This is a genomic window from Bradyrhizobium sp. WBAH42, assembly GCF_024585265.1.
GTDB lineage: Bacteria > Pseudomonadota > Alphaproteobacteria > Rhizobiales > Xanthobacteraceae > Bradyrhizobium.
The window spans coordinates 5,558,018-5,582,787 of record NZ_CP036533.1 but is presented as its reverse complement, the minus strand read 5'-3'; the positions used below and the strand labels follow the sequence as shown (position 1 = coordinate 5,582,787).

Below are 24,770 nucleotides of genomic sequence, written 5' to 3'. Positions count from 1 at the left end.
TTTCACACCACATCATCCGGCGCGAGCGCGCAGCCATTGTCGGGATGCGTCTCGACCTGAAGCGTGGTGTGGCCGATGCGGAAGGATGTCTTGAGCAGCTGCGTCGTCTGCATCAGGAATGCGTCGTCGCTGCCGGCCGGCATCACGAGATGGCAGGTCAGCGCCGTCTCGGTGGTCGAGATCGGCCAGACGTGGAGATCGTGAATCCCTGAGACGCCCGGCCGCGCCAGCAGGAATGCCCTGATTGCGGCGAGGTCGGTGCCCTTGGGCGCGGCCGCCATCGACATGTCGATGGAGCCGCGCAAGAGGCTGGTCGTGCTCCAGAGGATGGTGGCGCAGATGACGAGGCTGGTGATGGGGTCGAGCCAGAGCCAGCCGGTCCAGATGATCAGCGCCGCCGAGACCACGACGCCGAGCGAGACCGCGGCGTCGGCCGCCATGTGCAGATAGGCGCCTTCGATGTTGATGTCGTCCTTGCGGCCGCTCGCGAACAGCAGGGCGGTGAAACCGTTGACGAGGATGCCGATGCCCGCAACCACCATCACGGTGAGACCTGCGACCGGCTCCGGCTCGCGCAGGCGCAGGATCGCCTCCCAGCCGATGGCGCCGGTTGCGACCAGCAGGAACACCGCATTGGCCAGCGCCGCCAGGATGGTGGAGGCGCGAAAACCGTAGGTGAAGCGGCCGCTGGGCGCGCGGCGGGCTGCGATCGAGGCGCCCCAGGCAATGACGAGGCCGAGCACGTCGGACAGGTTATGGCCGGCATCGGCGAGCAGGGCGGTGGAGTTGCCGACATAGCCGTAAATCGCCTCGGCCACGACGAGCGCGGTGTTGAGCGTAATGCCGAGCGCGAACGCCTTGCCGAAATTGGCGGGCGCATGGACATGGCCGTGCCCGTGACCATGATCGTGGCCATGCGCATGCGAGTGGCCCGCATGATCATGGTGGTGATGACCGTGGTGGTCGTGGCTGCCCAATTCTAGCGCTCCGCGGACGCCGCCAAATCAGACGCCATTGTAGGCCTTTCATTTGCCACGTCACGGCGGAACAGCACGTAGAGCGCCGGCAGCACCAGCAGCGTCAGGATGGTCGAGGAGATGATGCCCCCGATCACCACGGTCGCGAGCGGCCGCTGCACCTCGGCGCCGGCGCCGGTGGCGAGCGCCATCGGCACGAAGCCGAGCGAGGCGACGAGCGCGGTCATCAGCACCGGGCGCAGCCGCGTCAGCGCACCTTCGCGCACGGCCTCCGCGACCGAGCGCCCCTCGCTGCGCAGACGCTCGATGAAGGCGATGATGACGAGGCCATTGAGAACCGCGACGCCCGACAGTGCGATGAAGCCGACGCCGGCGCTGATCGACAAGGGAATGTCGCGCAGCAGCAGCGCGGCGACGCCACCGGTCAGCGCCAGCGGCACGCCGGAGAACACCAGCGCCGCGTCGGCCGCCGATCCCATGCCCATGAACAGCAGCAGGAACACCAGCAGCAGCGCTACCGGCACCACGATCGTCAGCCGCTTGGTGGCCGAGACAAGCTGCTCGAACTGGCCGCCCCAGCCGATGAAGTAACCCGCCGGCAGCTTGACCTTCTCCGCCACTGCCGCCTCGGCCTCGGCCACGAAGGAGCCGAGGTCGCGCGCGCGGACATTGGCGGTGACGACGATCCGCCGCTTGCCGTTCTCGCGGCTGATCTGGTTCGGCCCCGGCGTCGCATCGACGGTGGCAACAGATGACAGCGGCACGTAGCGCATCTGGGCGAGGGAAGAGCTGGCCAGCGCGGTACGAACGGCCGTGCCGGAGCCGGCGTCCTCGGCGGGCGGCAGCGGAATCGGGATCGCGCGGATCGCCTCGAGATTGCCGCGCAAATGCTCGGGCAGGCGCACCACGATGTCGAAGCGCCGATCGCCTTCGAACAGCTTGCCCGCCGACTTGCCGCCGACTGCGATCTCGACGATGCCCTGCACTTCGGCGACGCTGAGGCCATAGCGGGCGAGCGCCTGGCGATCGAGGCGGACGGTGAGGATCGGCAGGCCCGCGACCTGCTCGATCTTGACGTCGCTGGCGCCGCGGATGCCGCGGATCGCGGCCTCCACCTGCCTGGCGGCGCCCTGCAAGATGTCGAGATCGTCGCCGAAGATTTTGACGCCGACGTCCGTGCGCACGCCGGAGATCAGCTCGTTGACGCGGAACTGGATCGGCTGGGAGATTTCATAGGCGCTGCCGGGAATCTCGTCTGCAGCATGCTCGATGGCCTCGACCACCTCCGATTTCGACTTGCCCGGGTCGGGCCATTCGGCACGCGGCTTCAGCATGACGTAGCCATCGGTCTGCGCCGGCGACATCGGATCGGTGGCGATCTCCGCGGTGCCGATGCGGGTGAAGAACTCCTTCACCTCCGGAACCTGCTTGATGCGTTTTTCCAGCGCCTTCTGAAGGTCCAGCGACTGGGTGAGGCTGGTGCCGGGAATCCGGATCGAAGCCAGCGCGACGTCGCCTTCGTCGAGGCTCGGAATGAACTCGCCACCCATCCGCGAAGCGGCGATGCCGCTCGCGACCACGATGACCACGGCCATGATCGCGACCGCGGCCCGATTGTCGATGGCAAAACGGAGCAGGGGGAGATAGCCGCGCTTTGCCGCCCGCATGAACAGGTTCTCATGTTCGGACACCTTGCCGGTGACGAAGATGGCAACGGCTGCCGGCACGAAGGTGATAGAGAACAGCACGGCCGCGCCGAGCGCCATCAGCACCGTCAGCGCCATCGGCGTGAACATCTTGCCCTCGACGCCGGTCAGCGTCAGCACGGGCAGATAGACCACGGCGATGATCAGCGTTCCGAACAGGCTCGGCTTGATGACTTCGCTCGACCCGCGCAGGATCGCGCGCAGCCGCTCGGCGGTCGTGAGCAGGCCGCCTTTCTCGCGCTGGGCCGCGGCCAGCACGCGCAGGCAATTCTCGACGATGATGACGGCACCGTCGACGATGATGCCGAAGTCGATTGCGCCGAGAGACATCAGGTTCGCGCTGACCTTGGTTTCGACCATGCCGGTGATGGTCATGGCCATCGACAGCGGAATGACGCAGGCGGTGACCAGCGCGGCACGGATGTTGCCGAGGATCAGGAACAGCACGGCCACCACCAGTGCCGCGCCCTCAAGCAGGTTGTTCTTGACGGTGCGGATGGTGGCTTCGACCAGGTCGGTGCGGTCGTAGACGGTCCGCGTCACGACGCCCTCGGGCAGCGATTTTGCGATCTCCTCGAGACGGGCCGCGACACGGCGGGCGACGCTGCGGCTGTTCTCGCCGATCAGCAGCATGGCGGTGCCGAGCACGGTCTCCTCGCCGTTGCGTGTCGCGGCACCCGTGCGCAGATCGCGCCCCTCGGTAACGGTCGCGACGTCCCTGACCCTGACGGGATTGCCGCCGCGCGAGCCGATCACGATGTCCTGGATCTCGCCGATATTGCCGACCTGGCCCGGCGAGCGAACCAGATATTGCTCGCCGTTGCGTTCGATATAGCCGGCCCCGACATTGGCGTTGTTGGCGGCGAGCGCCGTCATCACGTCGCGAAAGCCGAGCCGGTAGGCCATCAGCTTGCCGGGGTCGGGCAGCACGTGGAATTGCCGCTCGAAGCCGCCGATCGTGTTGACCTCGATCACGCCAGGCACGTTGCGAAGCTGCGGCCGGATGATCCAGTCCTGCACGGTGCGCAAATCGGTCAGGGAATAGTCGCGGCCGCCCTGCGTCTTTGCGCCCGCCCTGGTCTCCACGGTGTACATGAAGATCTCGCCGAGGCCGGTCGAGACCGGACCCATCGCGACCTCGACGCCCGCCGGCAGCTGGTCCTTCACCTGCTGAATGCGCTCGCCGACGAGCTGCCGGGCGAAGTAGATGTCGGTGCCGTCCTTGAACACGATCGTCACCTGGCTGAGGCCGTAGCGCGACAGCGAGCGGGTGTAGTCGAGCTTGGGCAGGCCGCCCATCGCGGTCTCGACCGGGAAGGTGATGCGCTGCTCGGTCTCGAGCGGCGAATAGCCGGGGGCGCGGCTGTTGATCTGGACCTGGACGTTGGTGATGTCAGGCACCGCGTCGATCGGCAGGCGCTGGAAATTCCAAACCCCGAAGGCGACGGCGCCGAGTGCGAGCAGGAGGACCAGCCAGCGTTGCTGCAGCGAGACGGCGATGAGGCGCTCAATCATGATCGGCCTCGCCCTTGCCCATCTCTGCCTTCACGACGAAGCTGTTCTCGGCCACGTAATGCTCGCCGGGCGAAAGGCCCGCCTTGATCTCGACGTGGCGCGGATCGGAATCGCCAAGCTCGACCGGGCGGGCTTCGATCTTGTCGCCGTCCTCGCGCACGAACACGATGGTCCTGTTCTCCAGCGTCTGGATCGCGCTCCGGCGCACCGCGACCGCGACATTGCGCGCCGCGAGGATCAGCCGTGCCGTGACGAACAGGCCGGGCCGCAGGCGACCGTCCGGATTGGGCAGCACCACGCGCGCCAGCGCGGTCTGGGTCTCGCTACTGCCGATCGGCGCCATGTAGGAAATCGTGCCCTTGATCTCGCCGCGGCCGTCGTCGGGATCGATCAGCACCTCGTCATTGATGCGGACGCGCCTTAAGTCCTGGCGGTAGATCGACAGGTCGACCCAGATGGTGGAGAGATCGGCGACGACGAAGGCCGGCTTCTGCTCGGAGGCGTATTCGCCGAGCGAGATCTGCCGCTCGATGATGGTGCCGGCAATCGGCGCCTTCAGTTCATAGACGGTGAGGCTCTGGTTGCTTTCGATCGCGGCGAGCAGATCGTCCTTGCCCACCTTGTCGCCGATCCGCTTATGGATGGATTTGGCGAGGCCCGGAAAGCGCGGCGTCACCTGCACCACGGCTTCCTGGTTGGCGCGCAGGATGCCGTTGAAGGCGAGCGTGTCGGTCAGTGTGGCGCTCGCGGCTTCCGCCAGGGTGACGCCCGCGGCGGCCAGCTTCACGTCGGAGATGCGGATGCGGTCGGCGCCGTGCTCGTCCTGCTCGACATGGTCGTTCGGCTTCTTCGGCTCGGAATGCTCAGCGTGCTCGGCGGGCGCGACCTTGCCGGGGGCGAGCAGGGAATAGCCGTAAGCGCCGAGCGCGGCGGCAACGATGGCTATCAGGATGGTCGAGGACGTTTTCATCGTGCGCTCTCCCGCGCCAGCGTGAAGGGATTGCCGACGAGGCCTTCGATGGTCGCGACGCCCGCGTGGAAATTCTGCAGCGCCTCCTGCTCGCGCAGCCGCGCCTGGGTCACGCTGGCCTGGGCGTCCAGCACTTCGAGCAGGGTGAAGCGGCCCTGGCCGTAGCCTTGCGAGATCGCCTCGGACGCTTCGACGGCCTTGGGGATCGCGGTCTCGCGCAGCACCGCGAGCTCGCGCAGCGAGCCCTGGAGCGAATCATAGGCGCGTCCGGCGATCACGATCAGCGCGTTGCGGTTGGCCTCGCGCTCGGCTTTGGTCTTGGCGAGGCTTTCCTGGGCCGAAAGGATGTTGCCCTGGTTCTGGTCGAACACGGGGATCGGCACCGAGACGGACAGACGCAACGCGTCGTCATTGGTCTCGCTATAGTGACGCCATCCGGCCGCGATCCGCACGTCCGGATAGGGCTTGAGCCGCGCCAGCAAGAGCTCGGCATTGCGCTGGGCATAGATCGCGGTCCAGCGCACCAGCTGCGGATTGGCGTCGATGGCGGCGACAACCGCCTGGAACGTCGGCGGGCGTCCGGTGGTCTCGAGCCGGCCGGAGACCTCGCCGAATTGTGCGGACGCATCGCCCATCAGCACTGCAAGCTCGCGCCGGGCGCTCGCCAAGGTCGCCTTGAACCGCTCGCGGTCGGCCTTCACCAGGGCGGAGGCGACCTCGGCGCGGCCGGTCTCGGCCGGCGACGAGGCGCCGGCTTCGACACGGCGGCGCAGGAGCGGTGTCAGCCGGTCGATCGCGGCAATCTGCTCATCGAGGATCTGGATGCGCCGCTGCGCGCCGAGCACGCTGAGAAAGGCGATCGCGGTCTCCGACAGCACCTCCAGCCTGACGGCTTTGCGCTGGATCGCGGCGACCTCGACGCCGGCTGCGCCTGCGGCAATCCGCGCCTCGCGCTTGCCGAACAGCTCGAAGGCCTGGCTGATCTGCAGCGTGGTCTCGGCCGAGCGCATTCCGCGATATCTGCCGGAGCCGAATGAATCGTCCTGTTCATAGGACAGCTCCGGATTGAGCAGGGCGCCCGCCTGGATGCGCTGGCCCGTGGCGATGCCGACGTCGCGCTCCGCCGCCGTCAGCCGCGGGCTCGCCGCCAGCGCGCGCGCCAGGGCGCTCCGCATCGTCAAAGTCTGGGCGTGCGATGGTGCAAGCGCCGATGCTGCAATCAGACACGCCGCCGCGCACGCCAGGCGCGCGGCCATTCCCCTGCGAAACATGAAACCGACCTGTGAAGGATGAAGTCTAATGGGCGCGGGGCGCCCGACCAATCCGTTCAGGCAATAGGTCTGGGAGGGGGAGAGTCGGTATCGGGAATAATTCCGGCGAGCCGGGAGGCCCGTTGCGGGCTCGGCGCCGACGCAAGCGCGGTCGCTGCCGTCGATGGCATCGGCTGTGCCACGGTCAGCGAGAAGCAGCCGTGGCAATGATGTCCGCCGATGGCCTTGTGGTCGCTATGGCCGCCGGCGCCATCGAGGACCGCGGCGATCTCCGAGCCGCCGCGGGGCGTGGTGACGTCGATATCGTGTGCGCCGTGCAGCACGCCCGCGAGCAGATAGACAGCCGCGATCAGCACGGACAGCAGCCCGCGCCGGGCGCGCGAGCGGCAGGATCGTGAGGGCTGGCGGTTTGCGAGCACGACGTCACTCTGGTTGCGGTCTGTGCTCGGCCTAGCATGGGCACGGGAACAGTGTCGACCCGCAACATTGTTACGTCCCTGGAACAATTGCCGCAGCAGCGCATGCGGTGCCAGCGCCTCTCACTGGCGAACGATGGCGCGCCGAAGGTGCACCATGGCTTCGATCGTGGGGGCCGGAGCTCCGCTGCCGTCGTCACCTTCCATGGTGACGGCGGCCCGACAGCTCGCTTCCATCGCCCGTTCCAGCCACTTGATGGCCTCGTCGATCCATTGGTCGTGGTGCTCGGGATCGGCGAGGGCTTTCTCCCGGAATGCATTCGCCTGATGCAGGCACGCCGTTCTGCGGTCCACGCGCCTCTCCTGATCTGCAGGTTCCGCCCAGATCGCATCATTGATGATCCCGGCCCCGGCGTCGTTAACATACGACAGGAGGAGACGCGCCGGCTGCAACGCGGAAAGGCCCCAGCCGGACGAGCCGGCTGAGGCCTCATGTGCTCACAATTTCTATCCTTGGGACTTGGACAGATAACCCGCATCTTCCAAGTTCGTTCCATCCGATCTGTCCAATTAGGAACGTTCCTCATACCTCGCGATTAGCGATCAGAAGATCTGAGGAGGACGGACAATGGACGGATTGATTTATCTGATCGGCTTGATCGTCGTCATCATGGCGATCCTGTCGTTCTTCGGCCTGCGCTGAGAGCGCGGCAATGACCGTGGAAACTCTCATGCGGGAAGAGGTCATGGAAAGCGGCCTGGCAGTCGAGGCGCCTCGAACGATCCAGTGGAGCTCGGTGTTCGCGGGCGCGCTTGCTGCGAGCGCAATGTCGTTCATCCTGATCGGTTTTGGTGTCGCGGTCGGCCTCGGTGTCAGTTCGGCCTCGCCGACCTGGCGCGATGCCTCGGCAGCGCTGGCGCTACTCTCCGGGCTCTATCTGATCATCCAGGCGATCGTCAGCTTCGGCTTCGGCGGCTACATCGCCGGCCGGACGACCCGGTCCGAGCCCGCGCTTGCAACGATCGAGGATGACGGCGAGCGGCGGGATGGACTCCATGGCCTGACCGCCTGGGCGCTGGCGGTCCTGGCCGGCGCAGCTCTGCTCGCGCTCCTCGGCGCTGCCGCGATCGACCGTTCGCCGATGCGCAGCTCGGCGAGCAACACCTCGGCGGCCGAGCCCTTGTTGAGCTATGAGCTCGACAAGCTGTTCCGCGCGCCGCGCCGCGCGCCGAACACCGACCTCAGGGAAGCGCGCGCCGAAGCCGGACGTATCCTGATGACCTCGTCCAGCCATAGCGGCGTCAGCACCGATGACCGGACCTACCTCGTGCAACTGGTCGCCGCGGGGACGGGACTGGCGGCCCCCGAATCCGAGCGGCGGGTCGATGCGCTGATCGCAGACTCGAAGACGGCCATCACCCGCGCGCGGCGCAACTCGATCATCGTGGCGTTCTCGGTCGCAGCCGCGACCCTGATCGGCGCCGCAGTGGCCTGGGCTGCAGCCGTTGCCGGCGGCCGGCATCGTGACGGTGCACCGTTGCCGAGCTGGATGGCGAGCGCCAACCGCTTCCATCGCAATCCGCGCGCAATGCCGGTGCCGTAGGCTCTCAATCAATGGCCGGGCGCAAGCCCGGCCATCGTCGACGTCTGCAGGAAGGCTCAGGCCTTCTCTTCCCAGATCATCGCCAGATGCACGATGGTCTCCACCGCCTTTTCCATATCCTGCCGGCTGACCCATTCGAGCCGCGAATGAAACGCGTGCTCGCCGGCGAAGATGTTGGGGCAGGGCAGGCCCATGAAGGACAGGCGCGAGCCGTCGGTGCCGCCGCGGATCGCGGTGCGCATCGGCCGCAGGCCGGCGCGACGGATCGCCTCGATGGCGTATTCGAGCACGTGCGGGTGACGATCGATCACCTGCTTCATGTTGCGATACTGCTCCTTGACCTCGAACGCGTAGGTCGAGCGCGGATAGTCCTTCATCACGTCCTTGACGATGTCCTCGAGCAGCGCCTCCTTCTCCTTCAGCCCTTCCTCGGTGAAGTCGCGGACGATGAAGGAGAGCGTCGCCTGCTCCAGCGCGCCCTCGATGCCGATCGGATGCAGAAAGCCTTGCTTGCCCGAGGTGGTCTCGGGCGAGCAGCCCTCCTTCGGCAGACGCTCGACGATGGCGGCGGCGATCTTGATCGCGTGCTCCATCTTGCCCTTCGCGTAGCCGGGATGGGCGCTGACGCCGTTGATGGTGATGGTGGCACCATCGGCCGAGAAGGTCTCGTCCTCGACACAGCCGGCGCTCTCGCCGTCCATGGTGTAGCCGAAATCGGCCCCCAGCTTCTTCAGGTCGACATTGTCGACGCCGCGGCCGATCTCCTCGTCCGGCGTGAACAGGATCTTGATGGTACCGTGCTTCACGTCGGGGTTGTTGAGGAAGAAATGCGCGGCATCCATGATCTCGGCAACGCCGGCCTTGTTGTCGGCCCCCAACAGCGTCGTGCCGTCGGTGGTGATGATGTCGTTGCCGATCTGGTTCTTCAGCGCGGGGTGCTCATTGAAGCGGATCACCTGGCTGGTGTCGCCGGGCAGGATGATGTCGCCGCCGCGATAGTTCTTCACGACTTGCGGCTTGACGCCCTTGCCGGTGACGTCGGGCGAGGTGTCCATGTGCGAGCAGAAGCAGATCACCGGCACCTTCTTGTCGGTGTTGGCCGGGATCGTTCCGTAGACGTAGCCGTATTCGTCGAGATGCGCGTCCGCAACGCCCATGGCCTTCAGCTCGGCAGCGAGCACGCGGCCGAGATCTTTCTGCTTCTCGGTCGAGGGCGAGTGAGGCGATGCCGGATCGGACTGGGTGTCGATGGTGACGTAGCGCAGGAAGCGCTCGGTCACGGTATGCGAAAAGGAGAGGGAGGACATTTCTGGTCAAACCGCCGAGTTCGGGAAGCAGGCGGTATATCAGAAAAGCGGGCCGTGAAGCGGCCGGAACGGGCTCGGGCCAGGCCTAACGACCAGGCTTAACGAAAAGTGGCCTCAGATCGCCTCCTTCAGTTCCTTTACCGGACGGAACGCGACCTTCCTGCTGGCCTTGATGTGGATCGCTTCGCCGGTGGTAGGATTGCGGCCGGTGCGGGCGGCGCGCTTGCGGACCTGGAGGATGCCAAGGCCGACGATGCGGACCCGGTCGCCCTTCTTGAGGTGCTTGGCGATCAGATCGACCATGTCGGTCAGGACCGCCTCGGCGTGCTTTTTGGAGACATCCTGGCGGTCGGCAATGTCGGCAGCGAGGTGCTTGAGCGTGATCGTGGCGGGCGCGGCTGTCTTCTTCGCCGAATCCCTCTTAGCCGGATCCTTCTTAGCCATGTCTGGCCTCCTCATCGTCCAATGACAGGGAGTCCCGAAAAAAGCCGAGAATATGTGGGGTCCCTCCAAGCCCTTCTAGGCGTAGACGATTCGGACGCGGGCTGACTATGCCGAGAGTTCCCGGCAGCCGCCTGAAATTGCGCGCAGAGCCGCGAAAAGCGTCGAGAAGTTCGGGCTAAGCTTATGAGGGGATTGCCAAAAATGGCGCGAGAGACGGGGCTCGAACCCGCGACCTCCGGCGTGACAGGCCGGCGCTCTAACCAACTGAGCTACTCCCGCGTGGTTCGCTGAACGCGCGCGGAACGAGGGGGGACTTAAAGGGGGGACATGGTGAAGTCAAGGACGTTGCGCTTCCCCCGGGCGTCCCCGCTAAGCATTGCTCTGGAAAACGAAAAAGGCCGCCCGGCGGCGGCCTATGGTCAGCCCAAAAGGGCAGGTATCAGCGAATCTCGGACGTGCCCGCGCTGGTCACCACCACCGGTTTGCCGGCCTTGATCACATGGGTGGACTGGGCGGTCTGGCTGTAATCGGCATTGGTGCGGGCCGCGATCCCGAAGCCGGCCACGGCAATGCCGGCTACCAGCGCCACCACCACGATCTTCAGGTGGGTCGCACGATCAGCAGAATGAATTGAGTGGTTCATCTGAGCCTCCGGGCGGGCTTTGCCGCCGTCTATGGGCTCATCTTCTAGGGGCCATCTGTTTCCGGATGGTTTCGCGGGTTCCGCAAAATGGTTTCATCTCCCCTTTGGAGGGAGTGGAGGCGGCCGGCCTTTCCAAGACGAGGATGTCGATCCGGATTGGCGCGGAGCCCGGTGAGCCGGCAGGGGCCATTGCGACGACCAGTGTCGCAAGCTCGGGAAATCCGAATGCGACCGGAGGAAGCTAAGCTCATTCGCACCTGCCGATTTGTGGATCGCTTCTAAGACCCGTTCTAAGAAGCTTTCAATTAGGGAAATCGCGCGCCCTCACATAAGCGTCACCCCAAGCGCATGCCGTTCCGGGACAGGCGGCATGACGCATCGAACATGCAGCTTTGGGGTGGCGCGTTGAACAGTCTTGGAATGCTGCGGTCGGCCGTGTTGGCGACCGCATCCGCTTGGGTCTTGATGCCGCAGGCATCGCTTGCACAATCTTCCGCGCAGAGTGGCGCGCAAAATCTGCCCTCGGTGACCGTCACCGCGCCGGAAACACGGAAGCGTGCTGCCGCGGCCCCACAGCGCCGCGCGACGCGATCGTCGGTGCAGACCGCCGAGCGAAACAAGCCGCAGCCACGGCGCGAAGTCGGCTTCGTGGAGACGCCGCGCGGGCCGGTGAACGGCTATGTCGCCGGTCGCAGCTCATCGGGCACCAAGACCAACACGCCGATCATGGAGACGCCGCAGGCGGTGTCCGTCATCGGCGCCGAGCAGATCCGCGACCAGAAGCCGAACAAGCTCGACGAGGTCCTGCGCTACACCGCCGGCGTGCGGGCAGGGACTTTCGGCACGGACACCCGCAACGATTGGTGGCTGATCCGCGGCTTCAAGTCCGAGGATATCGGTCTGTTCCTCGACGGCATGCAGCTGTTCTACACGTCCTATGCCAGTTGGAAGCTGCAGACTCCCAACATGGAGCGGGTCGAGGTGTTGCGCGGTCCGTCAGCCGTGCTTTACGGCGGATCGAGCCCGAGCGGCATCGTCAACGTCATCAGCAAGATGCCTCCGGCAGAGCCGATCCGCTACATCGAGGCCGGCGTCAACAATTTCGGCAACGCCTATGTCAGCTTCGACATGGGCGGCCCGGTCGCGACCAGTCCTGAGAACGGCAAGCTGTTCGCGCGCGTTGTCGGCCAGGTTCAGAACGGCGGCACGCAGGTCAACTTCACACCTGACAACAACTACTTCATTGCGCCGTCATTCACGTGGAAGCCGGATGCCGACACCACCTTCACGGTGTTGGCCTCGGCCTCGAAGCAGGATACCCGCGGCATCAACTTCCTGCCCTATCAGGGCACGGTGACCAGCGCGCCGTTCGGTAAGATCCCGACCAGCTTCTTCGCCGGCGATCCCAGCGTCGACAAGTTCACGCGCGAGCAGGAGATGCTCGGCTATCAGTTCGAGCGCCATCTCACCGACGATGTGACGTTCCGTCAGAACGCTCGCTTCGCGCATGTCGACATCAGCTACCGCGGCTATGTCGGCAACGATTGGGCCAACATCAATACGGCCACGCTCAATCGCTACAATTGGTACGCGAAGAACACGGCCAATCAGGCCAATCTCGATAATCAGCTCGAGTATCGCTTCAACACCGGTCCAGTCAGGCACACGATGCTGTTCGGTGTCGATCTGCGGGGCTATCAGATCGACGATTATCAGGCCTTCGGGTTCGGGGTGCCCTCGATCAACGTCTTCAATCCGGCCTATGGGGGAGCTGAGGTTCCGTTGCCGGGCTCGCCGTTCCGGAACTTCCTGATCACGCAGAAGCAGGCCGGCACCTATCTTCAGGACCAGATGAAGCTCGGCAATTTCACGCTGGTGCTAAGCGGCCGCAATGATTGGGTCGAGACGACGCAGGAAGCCCGTGACACCGGGGCGATCGTCGCCAGCCGCGACGACAGCAGGTTCAGCGGTCGCGCCGGGCTGATCTACAATTTCGACAACGGCATCGCGCCCTACGTCTCCTACTCGACGAGCTACAACCCGATCATCGGCCTCAATGCGGCGAACCAGCTGTTCCTGCCGGAGACCGGCAAGCAGGCCGAAATCGGCGTGAAGGTCGCGCCTGTCGGATTTGACGGCTATTTCACCGTCTCGGTCTTCGATCTCGTTCGCCAGAACGTGACGACAACCACCGGCGCGGGCATCGTCCCGGTGCTGCAGAACCAGACCGGAGAGGTGACGTCGCGCGGCATCGAGCTGGAAGCGGTGGCCAATGCCACGAAGGAGCTGAAATTCATCGGCGCCTTCACGGCCTATCATCTCTTCAACAGCAAGGACCTGGATCCGGCGCTGGTCGGCAAGACACCGACCAACACGCCCGAACTCCTGGTGTCGGGGTGGGCGGACTACACCTTCAAGGACGGACCGCTCGCAGGGTTCGGCTTCGGCGGCGGTGTGCGTTATATCGGCTCGTCCTGGGCCGACCAGGCCAACACGCTCGAGGTTCCCGCGGTCGTGCTCGGCGATCTCGCGCTCCATTACGAGTGGCAGAACTGGCGCACGGCGCTGAACGTGATCAACCTGACCGACAAGATCTATGTCGCAAGCTGCGCGTCGGCCACGTCCTGCTTCTACGGAGACCGTCGCCGCGTCACCGCCAGCGTCTCCTACAAATGGTGAGGACGGGCGAGGGCAGGGCCGGAAGGCTCCGGGGCTTGGAGCAATTGATCGTGATGTTCGTTCGCCTCCGCCCGGACGACCGCTGATCCGCCGTCACGATGAGCCCGCGGGCCAAGCCCCCCGGCCCGAAGCTCATCCGAGCGCGGCGTGCGCGACCAGGAGGTCGCTGCCGCCGCGCTCGCGGCCGGCTTGAAGCCGACCGCCGGCGCATTTCGTCAGACCAGCGGTCCCGTCGTGCGGCATGGCTGTTTTGATCACTCACGGCTGTGGAAACGTGTCTTTCCTGCACCTGATGCGGCGGCATCATCATTGGCGTCCTGGCCGCGCTGGCCACCGGCAAAATAGGTCGCCGGAACGACGGGGGTGCCCCCGCGGCGGCGATTGCCGGGGCTGGAGTGCGCTGCCGCACCAAAAACCTGAGCATTTTGGTCGGTCATCGCACAGCAAATAACTGGCTCGGCCCGAGCGCCGCAATCTCCGAACGGCTGACCTGCGAGGCCTTGGCAGCCCTTGCTGGCCATGGCGATCTGCTCCATACCAGCCGCGGGGTGATTCCGGGATTTTCACGGTTCTGGGGGCGGCTAAGGGCCTGAAAAGAGCGTGTCTTGCGCCCATTGGTGCACTGCGCTAAGGCTCAGAATAATTCCAAATCGGACGAATCCGTGGCTGTCCCGAGGCTGCGGGAAAAAGGGCTCGCCAATGAGCGGCATTCTGCAGAACTATCTTCCACTTGTCGTCTTCATAGGGGTAGCGGGCCTCATCGGCCTCGTGCTGCTGATCGCGCCCTTCATCGTGGCCTTCCAGCAGCCGGACCCGGAAAAGCTGTCGGCCTACGAGTGCGGTTTCAACGCGTTCGACGACGCCCGCATGAAGTTCGACGTTCGCTTCTATCTGGTCGCCATCCTCTTCATCATCTTCGACCTCGAGGTGGCGTTTCTGTTTCCCTGGGCGGTGGCGTTCGGCAAGCTTGGCGCGACCGGCTTCTGGTCCATGGTGGTGTTCCTCGCCGTGCTGACGGTCGGGTTCGCCTATGAATGGAAGAAAGGAGCCCTCGAATGGGATTGAACCCAGCTACGCAGTCCGCAGGTCCGGTGATCGCGCCGGCCCCCAAGGGCATTCTGGACCCGTCCACCGGCAAGCCGGTCGGGGCCAATGATCCGTTCTTCCTCGAGGTCAATTCCGAGCTGTCCGACAAGGGCTTCTTCGTGGCCGCGACCGACGACCTCATCACTTGGGCGCGCACCGGCTCCTTGATGTGGATGACCTTCGGTCTTGCCTGCTGCGCGGTCGAGATGATGCAGGTCTCGATGCCGCGCTACGACGTCGAGCGCTTCGGCTTTGCCCCGCGTGCCTCGCCGCGCCAGTCCGACGTGATGATCGTTGCGGGAACGCTGACCAACAAGATGGCGCCGGCGCTGCGCAAGGTCTACGACCAGATGCCCGAGCCGCGCTACGTCATCTCGATGGGCTCCTGCGCCAATGGCGGCGGCTACTATCACTATTCCTATTCGGTCGTGCGCGGCTGCGACCGCATCGTGCCGATCGACATCTACGTGCCGGGCTGCCCGCCCACGGCGGAAGCGCTGCTCTACGGCGTGCTGCTGCTGCAGAAGAAGATCCGGCGCACCGGCACCATCGAACGCTAAGGTTTTACGTCATGGACGACGCCAAGCTCGACGCCCTGGGGCAGACGATCGTTAGCGCGCTTCCGGGCGCCGCGACCGGTCACTCGGTGGCCTTCAACCAGCTCACCGTGGACGTCGAGGCCGCCAGGATCGTCGAGGTGGTCAAGTACCTCCGCGACGACCCGAGCTGCCGTTTCGTCAACATCACCGACATCACCGCCGTGGACTACCCGGATCGCGAGAAGCGCTTCGACGTGATCTATCATTTCCTGTCGCCGACCCTTAACGCGCGCATCCGGCTCAAGGCGCAAGCCGACGAGACCACGCAGGTGCCGTCGCTGATCGACATCTTCCCCGGCGCTGACTGGTTCGAGCGCGAAGCCTACGACCTCTACGGCGTGTTCTTCGTCGGCCATCCCGACATGCGCCGCATCCTCACCGACTACGGCTTCGAGGGCCATCCGCTGCGCAAGGATTTCCCGCTCACCGGCTTCGTCGAGGTCCGCTACGACGACCAGGAGAAGCGGGTGGTGTACGAGCCGGTCCGGCTCAACCAGGAATTCCGCAAGTTCGACTTTTTGTCTCCTTGGGAAGGTGCCGACTATCCGGTGCTTCCGGGCGATGAAAAAGCGGGGCCGAAGGTCTGATCATGAACGAGCAATCTGAACAGCTTCGCAACTTTACGATCAATTTCGGACCGCAGCATCCGGCGGCGCACGGCGTGTTGCGCCTCGTGCTGGAGCTCGACGGCGAGGTGGTCGAGCGCGTCGACCCGCATATCGGCCTGCTTCACCGTGGCACCGAGAAGCTGATCGAGCAGAAAACCTATCTGCAGGCGATCCCTTATTTCGACCGGCTCGACTACGTCGCGCCGATGAACCAGGAGCACGCCTTCTGCATGGCCGCCGAAAAGCTGCTCGGCATCGAGGTGCCGCGCCGCGGCCAGCTGATCCGCGTGCTCTATTGCGAGATCGGCCGCATCCTGTCGCATCTGCTCAACGTCACCACGCAGGCGATGGACGTCGGCGCGCTGACCCCGCCGCTGTGGGGCTTCGAAGAGCGCGAGAAGCTGATGGTGTTCTACGAGCGCGCCTCGGGCAGCCGCATGCATGCAGCTTACTTCCGGATCGGCGGCGTGCACCAGGATCTGCCGCAGAAGCTGGTCGACGACATCGAGGCCTGGTGCGATCCGTTCCTCAAGGTGGTGGACGATCTCGATCGGCTGCTCACCGCCAACCGCATCTTCAAGCAGCGCAACGTCGACATCGGCGTGGTGCCGCTGAAGGAAGCCTGGGAGTGGGGTTTCTCGGGCGTGATGGTGCGCGGCTCGGGCGCGGCCTGGGACCTGCGCAAGTCACAGCCTTATGAGTGCTACGCCGAGATGGATTTCGACATCCCGATCGGCAAGAACGGCGACTGCTACGACCGCTATCTGATCCGCATGGAAGAGATGCGCCAGTCCGTGCGCATCATGAAGCAGTGCATCCAGAAGCTGAACGCGCCGGACGGCAAGGGCCCCGTCGTCGTCGCCGACAACAAGGTCGCGCCGCCGCGCCGCGGCGAGATGAAGCGCTCGATGGAAGCGCTGATCCACCACTTCAAGCTCTACACCGAAGGCGTCCACGTGCCCGCCGGCGAGATCTATGCCGCGGTCGAGGCGCCCAAGGGCGAGTTCGGCGTCTATCTCGTCGCCGACGGCACCAACAAGCCGTACAAGTGCAAGATCCGCGCGCCGGGCTTTGCGCATCTGCAGGCCATGGATCACATCTGCCGCGGCCATCTGCTCGCCGACGTCTCGGCGATCCTGGGCTCGCTCGACATCGTGTTCGGAGAGGTCGATCGGTGATGGCGCAGGCGCCAATCCAGTTTGACCGCGCCTCGGGGGCCCTTGAAGGGGCCAACCTGTGGGAGCGGACGGCTGCCTTGGCGCTGGTGACGGGATCGAAGATCTCCTCGCACTTCTCGCACATGGGCTACATCGCCTGCGCGAATTTGCTGCGCAAGACGCTGCCCGAGCGCAACATCGCGATCAGGCTCAATTCCGACGCGGTGTTCGAATTCCCCTACGGCGACGGCTATTGGAGCAAGCTGCTCAATCGCTCGTACAACTATGAAGACGAGCTCGAGCTGCTGTTCGCCGATTCAATCGACGTCGACTACACGCTGCTCGATTGCGGCGCCAATTACGGCTATTGGTCGGTGCTGGTGTCGAGCAAGCCGTTCGGCGCGCACAAGGCGATCGCGATCGAGCCGTCGGGCCAGAACTACCCGAAGCTCGCCAACAATGCGCGCGTCAACGCGGGCCGCTTCGAGACGATGAAGTGCGCGATCGGCGCGGCGCGCGGCACCGCGCGTCTATCGGGCACCAAGCACGAGGCCTTCAGCATCGCCGGCGATCAGTCGGCGGGCGGGGAGGAGGTGCCGGTGATCGCGCTCGACAACCTGATCGACGACGGCAAGATCGCCGCGAGCGGCAAGTACCTGATCAAGCTCGACGTCGAGGGCGTCGAGATCGAGGCGATCAAGGGCGGCGTCCGCCTGCTTGAGGCCGACAGCGTCATCATGTGCGAGGAGCACGGCAGCGACCGCTCGCACGCCGTGTCGCGCTTCATCCTCGAACAGACCCCGCTGAAGCTGATCGTGTTCGATCCGCGCAGCAACCGCATGGAGACCGTGACCGAGCTGTCGATCCTCGACCGCATCAAGGTCTCGACCCACGTCGGCTACAACGTTTTCGGCACCGCAAGCGCATTCTGGCAGGACAGGATCGAAGCCCTCAACGCCAAGAACCTGAATGCGAAATCCGCGCGCCGCATGCAGTGAGAGATTGAGCTATGTCCGTTCGCCGATTAGCACCGAAGGAAGTCCAGCCCGCGAGCTTTGCGTTCACGGAGGAGAACCTCGCATTCGCGCGGCAACAGATCGCGAAATATCCCGCCGGACGTCAGGCCTCCGCGGTCATCGCCATCCTCTGGCGCGCGCAGGAGCAGAACGAGGGCTGGGTGTCGGAAGCCGCGATCCGCGTCATCGCCGACATGCTCGACATGCCCTATATCCGCGTGCTGGAGGTCGCGACCTTCTACACCATGTTCCAGCTCGCCCCCGTCGGCAAGAAGGCTCACGTCCAGGTCTGCGGCACCACGCCGTGCCGGCTGCGCGGCGCCGAGGATCTGATCCACGTCTGCGAGCACCGCATCCATCACGAGCCCTTCCATCTCTCCAAGGACGGCAATTTCAGCTGGGAAGAGGTGGAGTGCCTGGGCGCCTGCGTGAACGCGCCGATGGTGCTGATCGGCAAGGACACCTATGAGGACCTGACCAAGGAAACCTTCGGCAAGGTGCTCGACGGCTTCGCTTCGGGCAATCCGCCGAAGCCCGGTCCGCAGAACGGCCGCCAGTTCTCGGCGCCGATCACCGGACCGACCACGCTGAAGGAGATCACCTGATGCGTGATCTCGCTTCGTCGATAGCGCAGGGGAGCGTTGGCATGAAGAAGTGGGGCTTCATCGCGATGCACGCCGTGGTGGCGGCCGCCTTCATCTTCCTGCTGCAGCGCTTCGGCCTGAACGCATCGCTGGAATCGGCTTCGCTCTGGGCGCTGACGTTTGGCATCTGCGCCGCCGGACTTGCCTACAAGCAGTCCAATCGTTGATCGGAAAGCACTGATATGCTCGAGGACAAGGACCGCATCTTCAAGAACCTTTACGGCCTCCACGATTGGGGGCTCGAGGGTGCGCGGCGCCGCGGCGCCTGGGATGGCACCAAGAACATCATCGACAAGGGCCGCGACTGGATCATCAACGAGATGAAGGCGTCGGGCCTGCGCGGCCGCGGCGGCGCCGGCTTCCCGACCGGTCTGAAATGGTCCTTCATGCCGAAGGAATCGACCGACGGCCGGCCGAGCTATCTCGTCGTCAACGCCGATGAGTCCGAGCCCGGCACCTGCAAGGACCGCGAGATCATGCGGCACGATCCGCATCTCTTGATCGAAGGCTGCCTGATCGCGAGCTGCGCGATGAACGCGCATGCCTGCTACATCTATGTCCGCGGCGAGTTCATCCGCGAGCGCGAGCATCTGCAGGCCGCGATCGACCAGGCCTATGAGGCCAAGCTGGTCGGCAAGGACAACGTCAACGGCTGGCCGTTCGACATCTACGTCGCCCACGGCGCCGGCGCCTATATCTGCGGCGAGGAGACCGCGCTACTCGAGAGCCTCGAGGGCAAGAAGGGCCAGCCGCGGCTGAAGCCGCCGTTCCCGGCCAACGTCGGCCTGTTCGGTTGCCCGACCACCGTCAACAACGTCGAGTCCATCGCGGTTGCGCCCGACATCCTGCGCCGCGGCGCGGCGTGGTTCGCCGGCATCGGCCGCCCGAACAATGTCGGCACCAAGCTCTTCTGCATCTCCGGCCATGTCGAGCGGCCTTGCAACGTCGAAGAGGCCATGGGCATCCCGTTCCGTGAGCTGATCGACAAGCATTGCGGCGGCATTCGCGGCGGCTGGGACAACCTCAAGGCCGTGATCCCCGGCGGCTCGTCGGTGCGCATGGTGCCCGCCGAGCAGATCATCGACACGCCGATGGATTTCGACTCCTTAAGCAAGCTGCGCTCGGGCCTCGGCACCGCCGCCGTGATCGTGATGGACAAGTCGACCGACCTGATCCGTGCGATTGCCCGCATCTCCTATTTCTACAAGCATGAGAGCTGCGGCCAGTGCACGCCGTGCCGCGAGGGCACGGGCTGGATGTGGCGCGTCCTCACCCGCATGGCCGAAGGCCGCGCCCACAAGCGCGAGATCGACATGCTGCTCGAGGTGACGAAGCAGGTCGAAGGCCACACCATCTGCGCGCTCGGCGACGCGGCGGCCTGGCCGATCCAGGGCCTGATCGCGCATTTCCGTCACGAGATCGAAGCGCGCATCGACCAGTATTCGCACAAGGCCGATGTCGACGATATCGGCGTCCGCGATCCCGTGAACATGGTCGCGGCGGAGTAAGAGACATGACCAAGCTCATCATCGACGGCAAAGAGATCGATGTCCCCGCCGAGTACACGCTGCTTCAGGCGTGCGAGGCGGCCGGCGCCGAGATTCCGCGCTTCTGCTATCACGAGCGGCTGTCGATCGCCGGCAATTGCCGGATGTGCCTCGTCGAGGTGAAGGGCGGCCCGAAGCCGGTCGCGAGCTGCGCCTGGGGCGTGCGCGACTGCCGTCCAGGCCCCAAGGGCGAGCCGCCGGAGATTTCCACGCGTTCGCCGATGGTGAAGAAGGCGCGCGAAGGCGTGATGGAATTTCTTCTGATCAACCATCCCTTGGATTGTCCGATCTGCGACCAGGGCGGCGAGTGCGACCTGCAGGACCAGGCAATGGGCTATGGTGTCGACACTAGCCGTTTCGCCGAGAACAAGCGCGCGGTCGAGGACAAATATCTCGGCGCGCTGGTCAAGACCTCGATGAACCGCTGCATCCAGTGCACGCGCTGCGTCCGCTTCTCGGCGGAAGTCGCCGGCGCGCCCGAGATGGGCGCGACGGGGCGCGGCGAGGACATGGAGATCACGACCTATCTCGAGCACGCCCTGACGTCGGAACTGCAGGGCAACCTCGTCGACATCTGCCCGGTCGGCGCGCTGACCTCGAAGCCCTATGCCTTCGCGGCGCGCCCGTGGGAGCTCGGCAAGACCCAGTCGATCGACGTCATGGACGGTCTTGGTTCTGCGATCCGCGTCGACACCCGCGGCCGTGAGGTGATGCGGATCCTGCCGCGCATCAACGAGGCCGTGAACGAGGAGTGGATCTCGGACAAGACCCGCCACGTCGTCGACGGCCTGCGCACCCAACGTCTCGACCGGCCCTATATCCGCGAGGCGGGCAAGCTGCGCGCGGCAAGCTGGACCGAGGCCTTCGCCGCGATCGCCGCCAAGGCGGCGCGCACCGACGGCAAGCGCATCGGTGCGATCGCAGGCGATCTCGCCGGCGTCGAGGAGATGTTCGCGCTGAAGGACCTGCTGGCCAAGTACGGCTCGAGCAATCTGGCGGTGCAGGGCGGCGATGCCTTCGACCCCGCGCTCGGCCGCGGCTCCTACATCTTCAATCCGACGCTCGCCGGCGTCGAGCAGGCCGACGCGCTGCTCATCATCGGCGCGAACCCGCGGAAAGAGGCGGCCGTGTTCAACGCCCGCATCCGCAAACGCTGGCGCGCCGGTGGCTTCAAGGTCGGCGTGATCGGTGCCAAGCCCGACCTGACCTATGATTACGACCACCTCGGTGCCGGCACCGAGACGCTGGGTGAGCTCGCGGCCGGCAAGCACTCCTTCATGGACGTGCTGAAGAACGCCAAGCACCCGATCATCCTGGTCGGCGCGGGCGCGGCCGCCCGTCACGACGGTGCCGCCATCCTCGCCGCCGCCGCCAAGCTCGCGCTCGACGTCGGCGCGGTCAAGGACGGCTGGAACGGTTTTGGCGTGCTGCACGAGACCGCCTCGCGCGTCGGCGCGCTCGACATCGGCTTTGCCGCAACCTCAGGCGGCCTGAATGCCGCGCAGATGACGACCTTCGGCACGCTGGACTTGCTGTTCCTGCTCGGGGCCGACGAGATCAAGGCGCCGGATGGCACCTTCGTCGTCTATATCGGCACCCATGGCGACCGCGGCGCCCATCGCGCCGACGTCATCCTGCCGGCGGCCGCCTACACCGAGAAGTCCGCGATCTACGTCAACACCGAAGGCCGCGTGCAGATGACCGGTCGCGCCGCGTTCCCGCCGGGCGAAGCCCGCGAGGACTGGGCGATCATCCGCGCGCTGTCGGAAGCGCTCGGCAAGAAGCTCGGCTATGACTCGCTCAGCGCTCTGCGCCAGGCGGTGTTCAAGGCCGTGCCGCATCTGATCCGTCTCGACCAGATCGAGGCCGGCTCCGCCGAGCAGATCAAGAAGCTTGCGGGGAAGGGCGGCTCGCCCGAGAAGGCGCCGTTCAAGCCCCTGGTCGAGGACTTCTATTTGACCAACCCAATCGCGCGTGCGTCCGCCGTGATGGCGGAATGCTCGCGCCTCGCCTCCGGGCACATGCTGACCGCAGCAGAGTGAGCGTGATCTGATGGAATTCTTCGAAAGCGCATTCTGGACCGGGTTCCTCTGGCCGCTGATCATCATGGTCGCCCAGAGCGTCCTTGTGCTCGTCGTCCTCTTGGTGGCGATCGCCTACATCCTGCTCGCCGACCGCAAGATCTGGGCGGCGGTGCAGATCCGCCGTGGCCCGAACGTGGTCGGCCCGTGGGGCCTGCTGCAATCCTTCGCCGACCTGCTCAAGTTCGTGCTGAAGGAGCCGATCATTCCGGCCGGCGCCAACAAGGGCGTGTTCCTGCTGGCGCCGCTGGTGTCGTGCGTGCTCGCGCTCGCGGCCTGGGCGGTGATCCCGACCAATCTCGGCTGGGTGATCTCCGACATCAATGTCGGCGTCCTCTTCATCTTCGCGATCTCGTCGCTGTCGATCTACGGCATCATCATGGCCGGCTGGTCGTCGAACTCGAAGTACCCGTTCCTGGCCGCGCTGCGCTCGGCGGCGCAGATGGTCTCCTACGAAGTCTCGATCGGCTTCGTCATCATCACCGTGCTGCTCTGCGCCGGCACGCTGAACCTCTCGGCCGTGGTCGAGGCCCAGCATGCCCGCGGCCTTGCCAGCCTGATCGGGCTGCCGCAGCTGACCATCCTGAACTGGTATGTCTGGCCGCTGTTCCCGATGTTCGTGGTGTTCTACGTCTCGGCGCTGGCGGAAACCAACCGTCCGCCCTTCGACCTCGTCGAAGCGGAGTCCGAGCTCGTCGCCGGCTTCATGGTCGAGTACGGCTCGACGCCATACCTCTTGTTCATGCTCGGCGAGTATGTCGCGATCGTCACGATGTGCGCGTTGGCCACGATCCTGTTCCTCGGAGGCTGGCTGCCGCCGGTGGACCTGCCGCCCTTCAACTGGGTGCCGGGGATCATCTGGTTCTCGCTGAAACTGTTCTTCATGTTCTTCCTGTTCGCGATGGCGAAGGCGATCGTGCCGCGCTACCGCTACGATCAATTGATGCGTCTCGGCTGGAAGGTGTTCCTGCCGCTGTCGCTGGCGATGGTGATCGTGGTGGCCGGCGTGCTGCATTTCGCCGGCATCGCGCCGAAGTGAGGGCCGTCATGGGTATCAACGTCAACGCCACTGCACGCTCGCTTCTGCTGTCGGAATTCGTCTCGGCGTTCTTTCTCGCCATGCGCTATTTCTTCCAGCCGAAGCCGACCCTGAACTATCCGTTCGAGAAGGGCCCGATCTCGCCCCGCTTCCGCGGCGAGCACGCATTGCGCCGCTATCCGAACGGCGAAGAACGCTGCATCGCCTGCAAGCTGTGCGAAGCGATCTGCCCGGCGCAGGCCATCACCATCGAGGCCGGCCCGCGCCGCAACGACGGCACCCGCCGCACCGTGCGCTACGACATCGACATGGTGAAGTGCATCTATTGTGGCCTGTGCCAGGAGGCCTGTCCGGTCGATGCCATCGTCGAAGGCCCGAACTTCGAGTTCGCGACCGAGACCCGCGAGGAACTTTATTATGACAAGGCCAAGCTGCTCGCCAACGGCGACCGCTGGGAACGCGAGATCGCGAAGGCGATCGAGCTCGACGCGCCGTACCGGTGAGGTGAGGGCATGATCCTTCCCGCGCTGTTCTTCTATCTGTTCGCCGGCATCTGCGTCGCCTCGGCGGTGATGGTGATTGTCTCGCGCAATCCCGTGCACTCCGTGCTGTACCTGATCCTGGCCTTCGTCAACGCTTCCGGCCTGTTCGTGCTGATGGGCGCCGAGTTCCTCGGCATGATGCTGATCGTCGTCTATGTCGGCGCGGTCGCGGTGCTGTTCCTGTTCGTGATCATGATGCTCGACGTCGACTTCCTCGAGCTGCGCGAGGGCTTCATCGAGTACCTGCCGGTCGGCCTCGTGATCGGCGGCATCTTCCTGTTCGAGCTGCTGCTCACCGTCGGCTTCTGGGTCATCAACCCCGGCGTCTCCAAGACGATCACGGCGGCGATCCCGCCCAACGTCTCCAACACCGAGGCGCTCGGGCTCGTGCTCTACACGAAGTACATCCACTACTTCCAGCTCGCCGGCATGGTGCTGCTGGTTGCGATGATCGGCGCGATCGTGCTGACGCTGCGCCATAAGGCGAAGGTCAAGCGGCAGGACATCAACGTTCAGAACGCACGCACGCCCGACATGGCAATGGCGATGCGCAAGGTGGCGCCGGGGCAGGGGCTCTCGGACGCGGATGCTGCGGAGTGGGTGAAATGACGATCGGGCTCGGACATTATCTGGCGGTCGGCGCGATCCTGTTCACGCTCGGCATCCTCGGCATCTTCCTGAACCGCAAGAACATCATCGTCATCCTGATGTCGATCGAGCTGATCCTGCTCTCGGTCAACATCAACCTCGTGGCGTTCTCGACCTTCCTCGGCGACATCGTCGGGCAGGTCTTCGCGCTGCTGGTGCTGACGGTCGCGGCTGCGGAAGCTGCGATCGGTCTCGCCATCCTGGTGGTCTATTTCCGCAACCGTGGCTCGATCGCGGTTGAGGACGTCAATTTGATGAAGGGCTGAGCTCT

Annotated in this window: 25 protein-coding genes and 1 tRNA gene; 15 read left to right on the top strand and 11 right to left on the bottom strand. The window is 65.1% G+C overall.

Features of this window, described 5'->3' with window-relative positions:
* Positions 1-2 precede the first annotated feature (2 nt).
* The 6 genes from DCG74_RS26110 to DCG74_RS26085 all read right to left on the bottom strand — a co-directional run bounded on the left by DCG74_RS26110 (position 3) and on the right by DCG74_RS26085 (position 7,209).
* Positions 3-977 (bottom strand): cation diffusion facilitator family transporter, encoded by a 975-nt coding sequence (locus DCG74_RS26110; RefSeq protein WP_172783515.1) that lies wholly within the window; start codon positions 975-977, stop codon positions 3-5.
* Positions 978-979: 2 nt separating this feature from the next.
* A complete protein-coding gene (locus tag DCG74_RS26105; RefSeq protein ID WP_172783516.1) occupies positions 980-4,198 on the bottom strand; it encodes an efflux RND transporter permease subunit in 3,219 nt (1,072 codons plus the stop codon).
* The gene (gene ihpB / locus DCG74_RS26100; protein WP_172783517.1) at positions 4,191-5,168 is read right to left on the bottom strand and encodes a divalent metal ion exporter adaptor subunit IhpB; all 978 of its coding nucleotides are present in this window, start codon (positions 5,166-5,168) and stop codon (positions 4,191-4,193) included. The genes DCG74_RS26105 and ihpB overlap by 8 nt, the downstream gene beginning before the upstream one ends.
* Positions 5,165-6,439 (bottom strand): divalent metal ion exporter subunit IhpA, encoded by a 1,275-nt coding sequence (ihpA, locus tag DCG74_RS26095; protein WP_172783518.1) that lies wholly within the window; start codon positions 6,437-6,439, stop codon positions 5,165-5,167. The genes ihpB and ihpA overlap by 4 nt, the downstream gene beginning before the upstream one ends.
* 56 nt (positions 6,440-6,495) lie before the next feature.
* Positions 6,496-6,858, bottom strand: coding sequence for a hypothetical protein (locus DCG74_RS26090; protein WP_172783519.1), 363 nt, complete (start codon positions 6,856-6,858; stop codon positions 6,496-6,498).
* 120 nt (positions 6,859-6,978) lie between these two features.
* The gene (locus tag DCG74_RS26085; RefSeq protein ID WP_172782855.1) at positions 6,979-7,209 is read right to left on the bottom strand and encodes a hypothetical protein; all 231 of its coding nucleotides are present in this window, start codon (positions 7,207-7,209) and stop codon (positions 6,979-6,981) included.
* A 359-nt stretch (positions 7,210-7,568) separates the two neighbouring features.
* On the opposite strand from DCG74_RS26085, the gene DCG74_RS26080 reads away from it, so the two are divergent.
* Entirely contained in the window at positions 7,569-8,459 is an 891-nt protein-coding gene (locus DCG74_RS26080; RefSeq protein ID WP_172783520.1) for a hypothetical protein, read from the top strand.
* A gap of 56 nt (positions 8,460-8,515) precedes the next feature.
* Here DCG74_RS26080 and pepT read toward each other — a convergent pair whose 3' ends face one another.
* From pepT to DCG74_RS26060, 4 genes are all read right to left on the bottom strand, one after another.
* On the bottom strand, positions 8,516-9,766 hold the full coding sequence (gene pepT / locus DCG74_RS26075; protein ID WP_172783521.1) for a peptidase T: 1,251 nt from the start codon (positions 9,764-9,766) through the stop codon (positions 8,516-8,518).
* 114 nt (positions 9,767-9,880) lie between these two features.
* Positions 9,881-10,210 (bottom strand): HU family DNA-binding protein, encoded by a 330-nt coding sequence (locus DCG74_RS26070; protein WP_172783522.1) that lies wholly within the window; start codon positions 10,208-10,210, stop codon positions 9,881-9,883.
* Between the two features lie 202 nt (positions 10,211-10,412).
* Positions 10,413-10,489: transfer RNA gene (locus DCG74_RS26065), tRNA-Asp, on the bottom strand.
* Positions 10,490-10,649: 160 nt separating this feature from the next.
* Positions 10,650-10,853 (bottom strand): hypothetical protein, encoded by a 204-nt coding sequence (locus DCG74_RS26060; protein ID WP_015685754.1) that lies wholly within the window; start codon positions 10,851-10,853, stop codon positions 10,650-10,652.
* Between the two features lie 420 nt (positions 10,854-11,273).
* Here DCG74_RS26060 and DCG74_RS26055 point away from each other — a divergent pair, with 420 nt between their 5' ends.
* Positions 11,274-13,532 (top strand): TonB-dependent siderophore receptor, encoded by a 2,259-nt coding sequence (locus tag DCG74_RS26055; protein WP_172783523.1) that lies wholly within the window; start codon positions 11,274-11,276, stop codon positions 13,530-13,532.
* Positions 13,533-13,786: 254 nt separating this feature from the next.
* On the opposite strand, the gene DCG74_RS26050 is transcribed toward DCG74_RS26055, so the two are convergent.
* Positions 13,787-14,053, bottom strand: coding sequence for a hypothetical protein (locus tag DCG74_RS26050; protein WP_172783524.1), 267 nt, complete (start codon positions 14,051-14,053; stop codon positions 13,787-13,789).
* 178 nt (positions 14,054-14,231) lie between these two features.
* Between DCG74_RS26050 and DCG74_RS26045 the strand changes: the two genes are divergently transcribed.
* From DCG74_RS26045 to nuoK, 13 genes are read left to right on the top strand one after another with little or no spacing between them, the layout of a single operon-like run.
* Complete coding sequence (locus DCG74_RS26045) at positions 14,232-14,597, top strand: NADH-quinone oxidoreductase subunit A (protein ID WP_008136158.1); 366 nt, start codon at positions 14,232-14,234, stop codon at positions 14,595-14,597.
* The gene (locus DCG74_RS26040) at positions 14,588-15,178 is read left to right on the top strand and encodes an NADH-quinone oxidoreductase subunit B family protein (RefSeq protein WP_036025347.1); all 591 of its coding nucleotides are present in this window, start codon (positions 14,588-14,590) and stop codon (positions 15,176-15,178) included. The genes DCG74_RS26045 and DCG74_RS26040 overlap by 10 nt, the downstream gene beginning before the upstream one ends.
* An 11-nt stretch (positions 15,179-15,189) precedes the next feature.
* Positions 15,190-15,804 carry an NADH-quinone oxidoreductase subunit C gene (locus DCG74_RS26035; protein ID WP_172783525.1) on the top strand — a complete coding sequence of 205 codons (615 nt, stop codon included), beginning with the start codon at positions 15,190-15,192 and terminating at the stop codon, positions 15,802-15,804.
* Positions 15,805-15,806: 2 nt separating this feature from the next.
* Positions 15,807-17,003 carry an NADH-quinone oxidoreductase subunit D gene (locus tag DCG74_RS26030; RefSeq protein ID WP_172783526.1) on the top strand — a complete coding sequence of 399 codons (1,197 nt, stop codon included), beginning with the start codon at positions 15,807-15,809 and terminating at the stop codon, positions 17,001-17,003.
* Positions 17,003-17,980, top strand: coding sequence for an FkbM family methyltransferase (locus DCG74_RS26025; protein WP_172783527.1), 978 nt, complete (start codon positions 17,003-17,005; stop codon positions 17,978-17,980). Before DCG74_RS26030 ends, DCG74_RS26025 begins: the two co-directional genes overlap by 1 nt.
* A gap of 11 nt (positions 17,981-17,991) precedes the next feature.
* The gene (nuoE, locus tag DCG74_RS26020; RefSeq protein ID WP_172783528.1) at positions 17,992-18,603 is read left to right on the top strand and encodes an NADH-quinone oxidoreductase subunit NuoE; all 612 of its coding nucleotides are present in this window, start codon (positions 17,992-17,994) and stop codon (positions 18,601-18,603) included.
* Positions 18,603-18,809 carry a hypothetical protein gene (locus DCG74_RS26015; RefSeq protein ID WP_172783529.1) on the top strand — a complete coding sequence of 69 codons (207 nt, stop codon included), beginning with the start codon at positions 18,603-18,605 and terminating at the stop codon, positions 18,807-18,809. The genes nuoE and DCG74_RS26015 overlap by 1 nt, the downstream gene beginning before the upstream one ends.
* Positions 18,810-18,824: 15 nt before the next feature.
* Entirely contained in the window at positions 18,825-20,150 is a 1,326-nt protein-coding gene (gene nuoF / locus DCG74_RS26010; RefSeq protein WP_018320146.1) for an NADH-quinone oxidoreductase subunit NuoF, read from the top strand.
* Between the two features lie 5 nt (positions 20,151-20,155).
* Complete coding sequence (nuoG, locus tag DCG74_RS26005) at positions 20,156-22,231, top strand: NADH-quinone oxidoreductase subunit NuoG (protein WP_172783530.1); 2,076 nt, start codon at positions 20,156-20,158, stop codon at positions 22,229-22,231.
* Positions 22,232-22,241: 10 nt separating this feature from the next.
* Entirely contained in the window at positions 22,242-23,309 is a 1,068-nt protein-coding gene (nuoH, locus tag DCG74_RS26000; RefSeq protein ID WP_172783531.1) for an NADH-quinone oxidoreductase subunit NuoH, read from the top strand.
* 8 nt (positions 23,310-23,317) lie between these two features.
* Positions 23,318-23,812: an NADH-quinone oxidoreductase subunit NuoI gene (gene nuoI / locus DCG74_RS25995; protein ID WP_210268102.1), complete on the top strand. Its 495-nt coding sequence runs from the start codon at positions 23,318-23,320 to the stop codon at positions 23,810-23,812.
* A gap of 9 nt (positions 23,813-23,821) precedes the next feature.
* Entirely contained in the window at positions 23,822-24,460 is a 639-nt protein-coding gene (locus tag DCG74_RS25990) for an NADH-quinone oxidoreductase subunit J (RefSeq protein ID WP_172783532.1), read from the top strand.
* Positions 24,457-24,765, top strand: a complete 309-nt coding sequence (gene nuoK / locus DCG74_RS25985) for an NADH-quinone oxidoreductase subunit NuoK (RefSeq protein ID WP_008547737.1) — start codon at positions 24,457-24,459, stop codon at positions 24,763-24,765. The genes DCG74_RS25990 and nuoK overlap by 4 nt, the downstream gene beginning before the upstream one ends.
* The last annotated feature ends 5 nt before the right edge of the window (positions 24,766-24,770 follow it).

Coding starts and splice junctions, on each gene's coding strand:
- DCG74_RS26105 (WP_172783516.1), bottom strand. CDS start 4,198: ATGATTGAGCGCCTCATCGCCGTCTCGCTGCAGCAACGCTGGCTGGTC.
- ihpB (WP_172783517.1), bottom strand. CDS start 5,168: ATGAAAACGTCCTCGACCATCCTGATAGCCATCGTTGCCGCCGCGCTC.
- ihpA (WP_172783518.1), bottom strand. CDS start 6,439: ATGTTTCGCAGGGGAATGGCCGCGCGCCTGGCGTGCGCGGCGGCGTGT.
- DCG74_RS26080 (WP_172783520.1), top strand. CDS start 7,569: ATGACCGTGGAAACTCTCATGCGGGAAGAGGTCATGGAAAGCGGCCTG.
- pepT (WP_172783521.1), bottom strand. CDS start 9,766: ATGTCCTCCCTCTCCTTTTCGCATACCGTGACCGAGCGCTTCCTGCGC.
- DCG74_RS26070 (WP_172783522.1), bottom strand. CDS start 10,210: ATGGCTAAGAAGGATCCGGCTAAGAGGGATTCGGCGAAGAAGACAGCC.
- DCG74_RS26060 (WP_015685754.1), bottom strand. CDS start 10,853: ATGAACCACTCAATTCATTCTGCTGATCGTGCGACCCACCTGAAGATC.
- DCG74_RS26055 (WP_172783523.1), top strand. CDS start 11,274: ATGCTGCGGTCGGCCGTGTTGGCGACCGCATCCGCTTGGGTCTTGATG.
- DCG74_RS26050 (WP_172783524.1), bottom strand. CDS start 14,053: ATGGCCAGCAAGGGCTGCCAAGGCCTCGCAGGTCAGCCGTTCGGAGAT.
- DCG74_RS26045 (WP_008136158.1), top strand. CDS start 14,232: ATGAGCGGCATTCTGCAGAACTATCTTCCACTTGTCGTCTTCATAGGG.
- DCG74_RS26040 (WP_036025347.1), top strand. CDS start 14,588: ATGGGATTGAACCCAGCTACGCAGTCCGCAGGTCCGGTGATCGCGCCG.
- DCG74_RS26035 (WP_172783525.1), top strand. CDS start 15,190: ATGGACGACGCCAAGCTCGACGCCCTGGGGCAGACGATCGTTAGCGCG.
- DCG74_RS26030 (WP_172783526.1), top strand. CDS start 15,807: ATGAACGAGCAATCTGAACAGCTTCGCAACTTTACGATCAATTTCGGA.
- DCG74_RS26025 (WP_172783527.1), top strand. CDS start 17,003: ATGGCGCAGGCGCCAATCCAGTTTGACCGCGCCTCGGGGGCCCTTGAA.
- nuoE (WP_172783528.1), top strand. CDS start 17,992: ATGTCCGTTCGCCGATTAGCACCGAAGGAAGTCCAGCCCGCGAGCTTT.
- DCG74_RS26015 (WP_172783529.1), top strand. CDS start 18,603: ATGCGTGATCTCGCTTCGTCGATAGCGCAGGGGAGCGTTGGCATGAAG.
- nuoF (WP_018320146.1), top strand. CDS start 18,825: ATGCTCGAGGACAAGGACCGCATCTTCAAGAACCTTTACGGCCTCCAC.
- nuoG (WP_172783530.1), top strand. CDS start 20,156: ATGACCAAGCTCATCATCGACGGCAAAGAGATCGATGTCCCCGCCGAG.
- nuoH (WP_172783531.1), top strand. CDS start 22,242: ATGGAATTCTTCGAAAGCGCATTCTGGACCGGGTTCCTCTGGCCGCTG.
- nuoI (WP_210268102.1), top strand. CDS start 23,318: ATGGGTATCAACGTCAACGCCACTGCACGCTCGCTTCTGCTGTCGGAA.
- DCG74_RS25990 (WP_172783532.1), top strand. CDS start 23,822: ATGATCCTTCCCGCGCTGTTCTTCTATCTGTTCGCCGGCATCTGCGTC.
- nuoK (WP_008547737.1), top strand. CDS start 24,457: ATGACGATCGGGCTCGGACATTATCTGGCGGTCGGCGCGATCCTGTTC.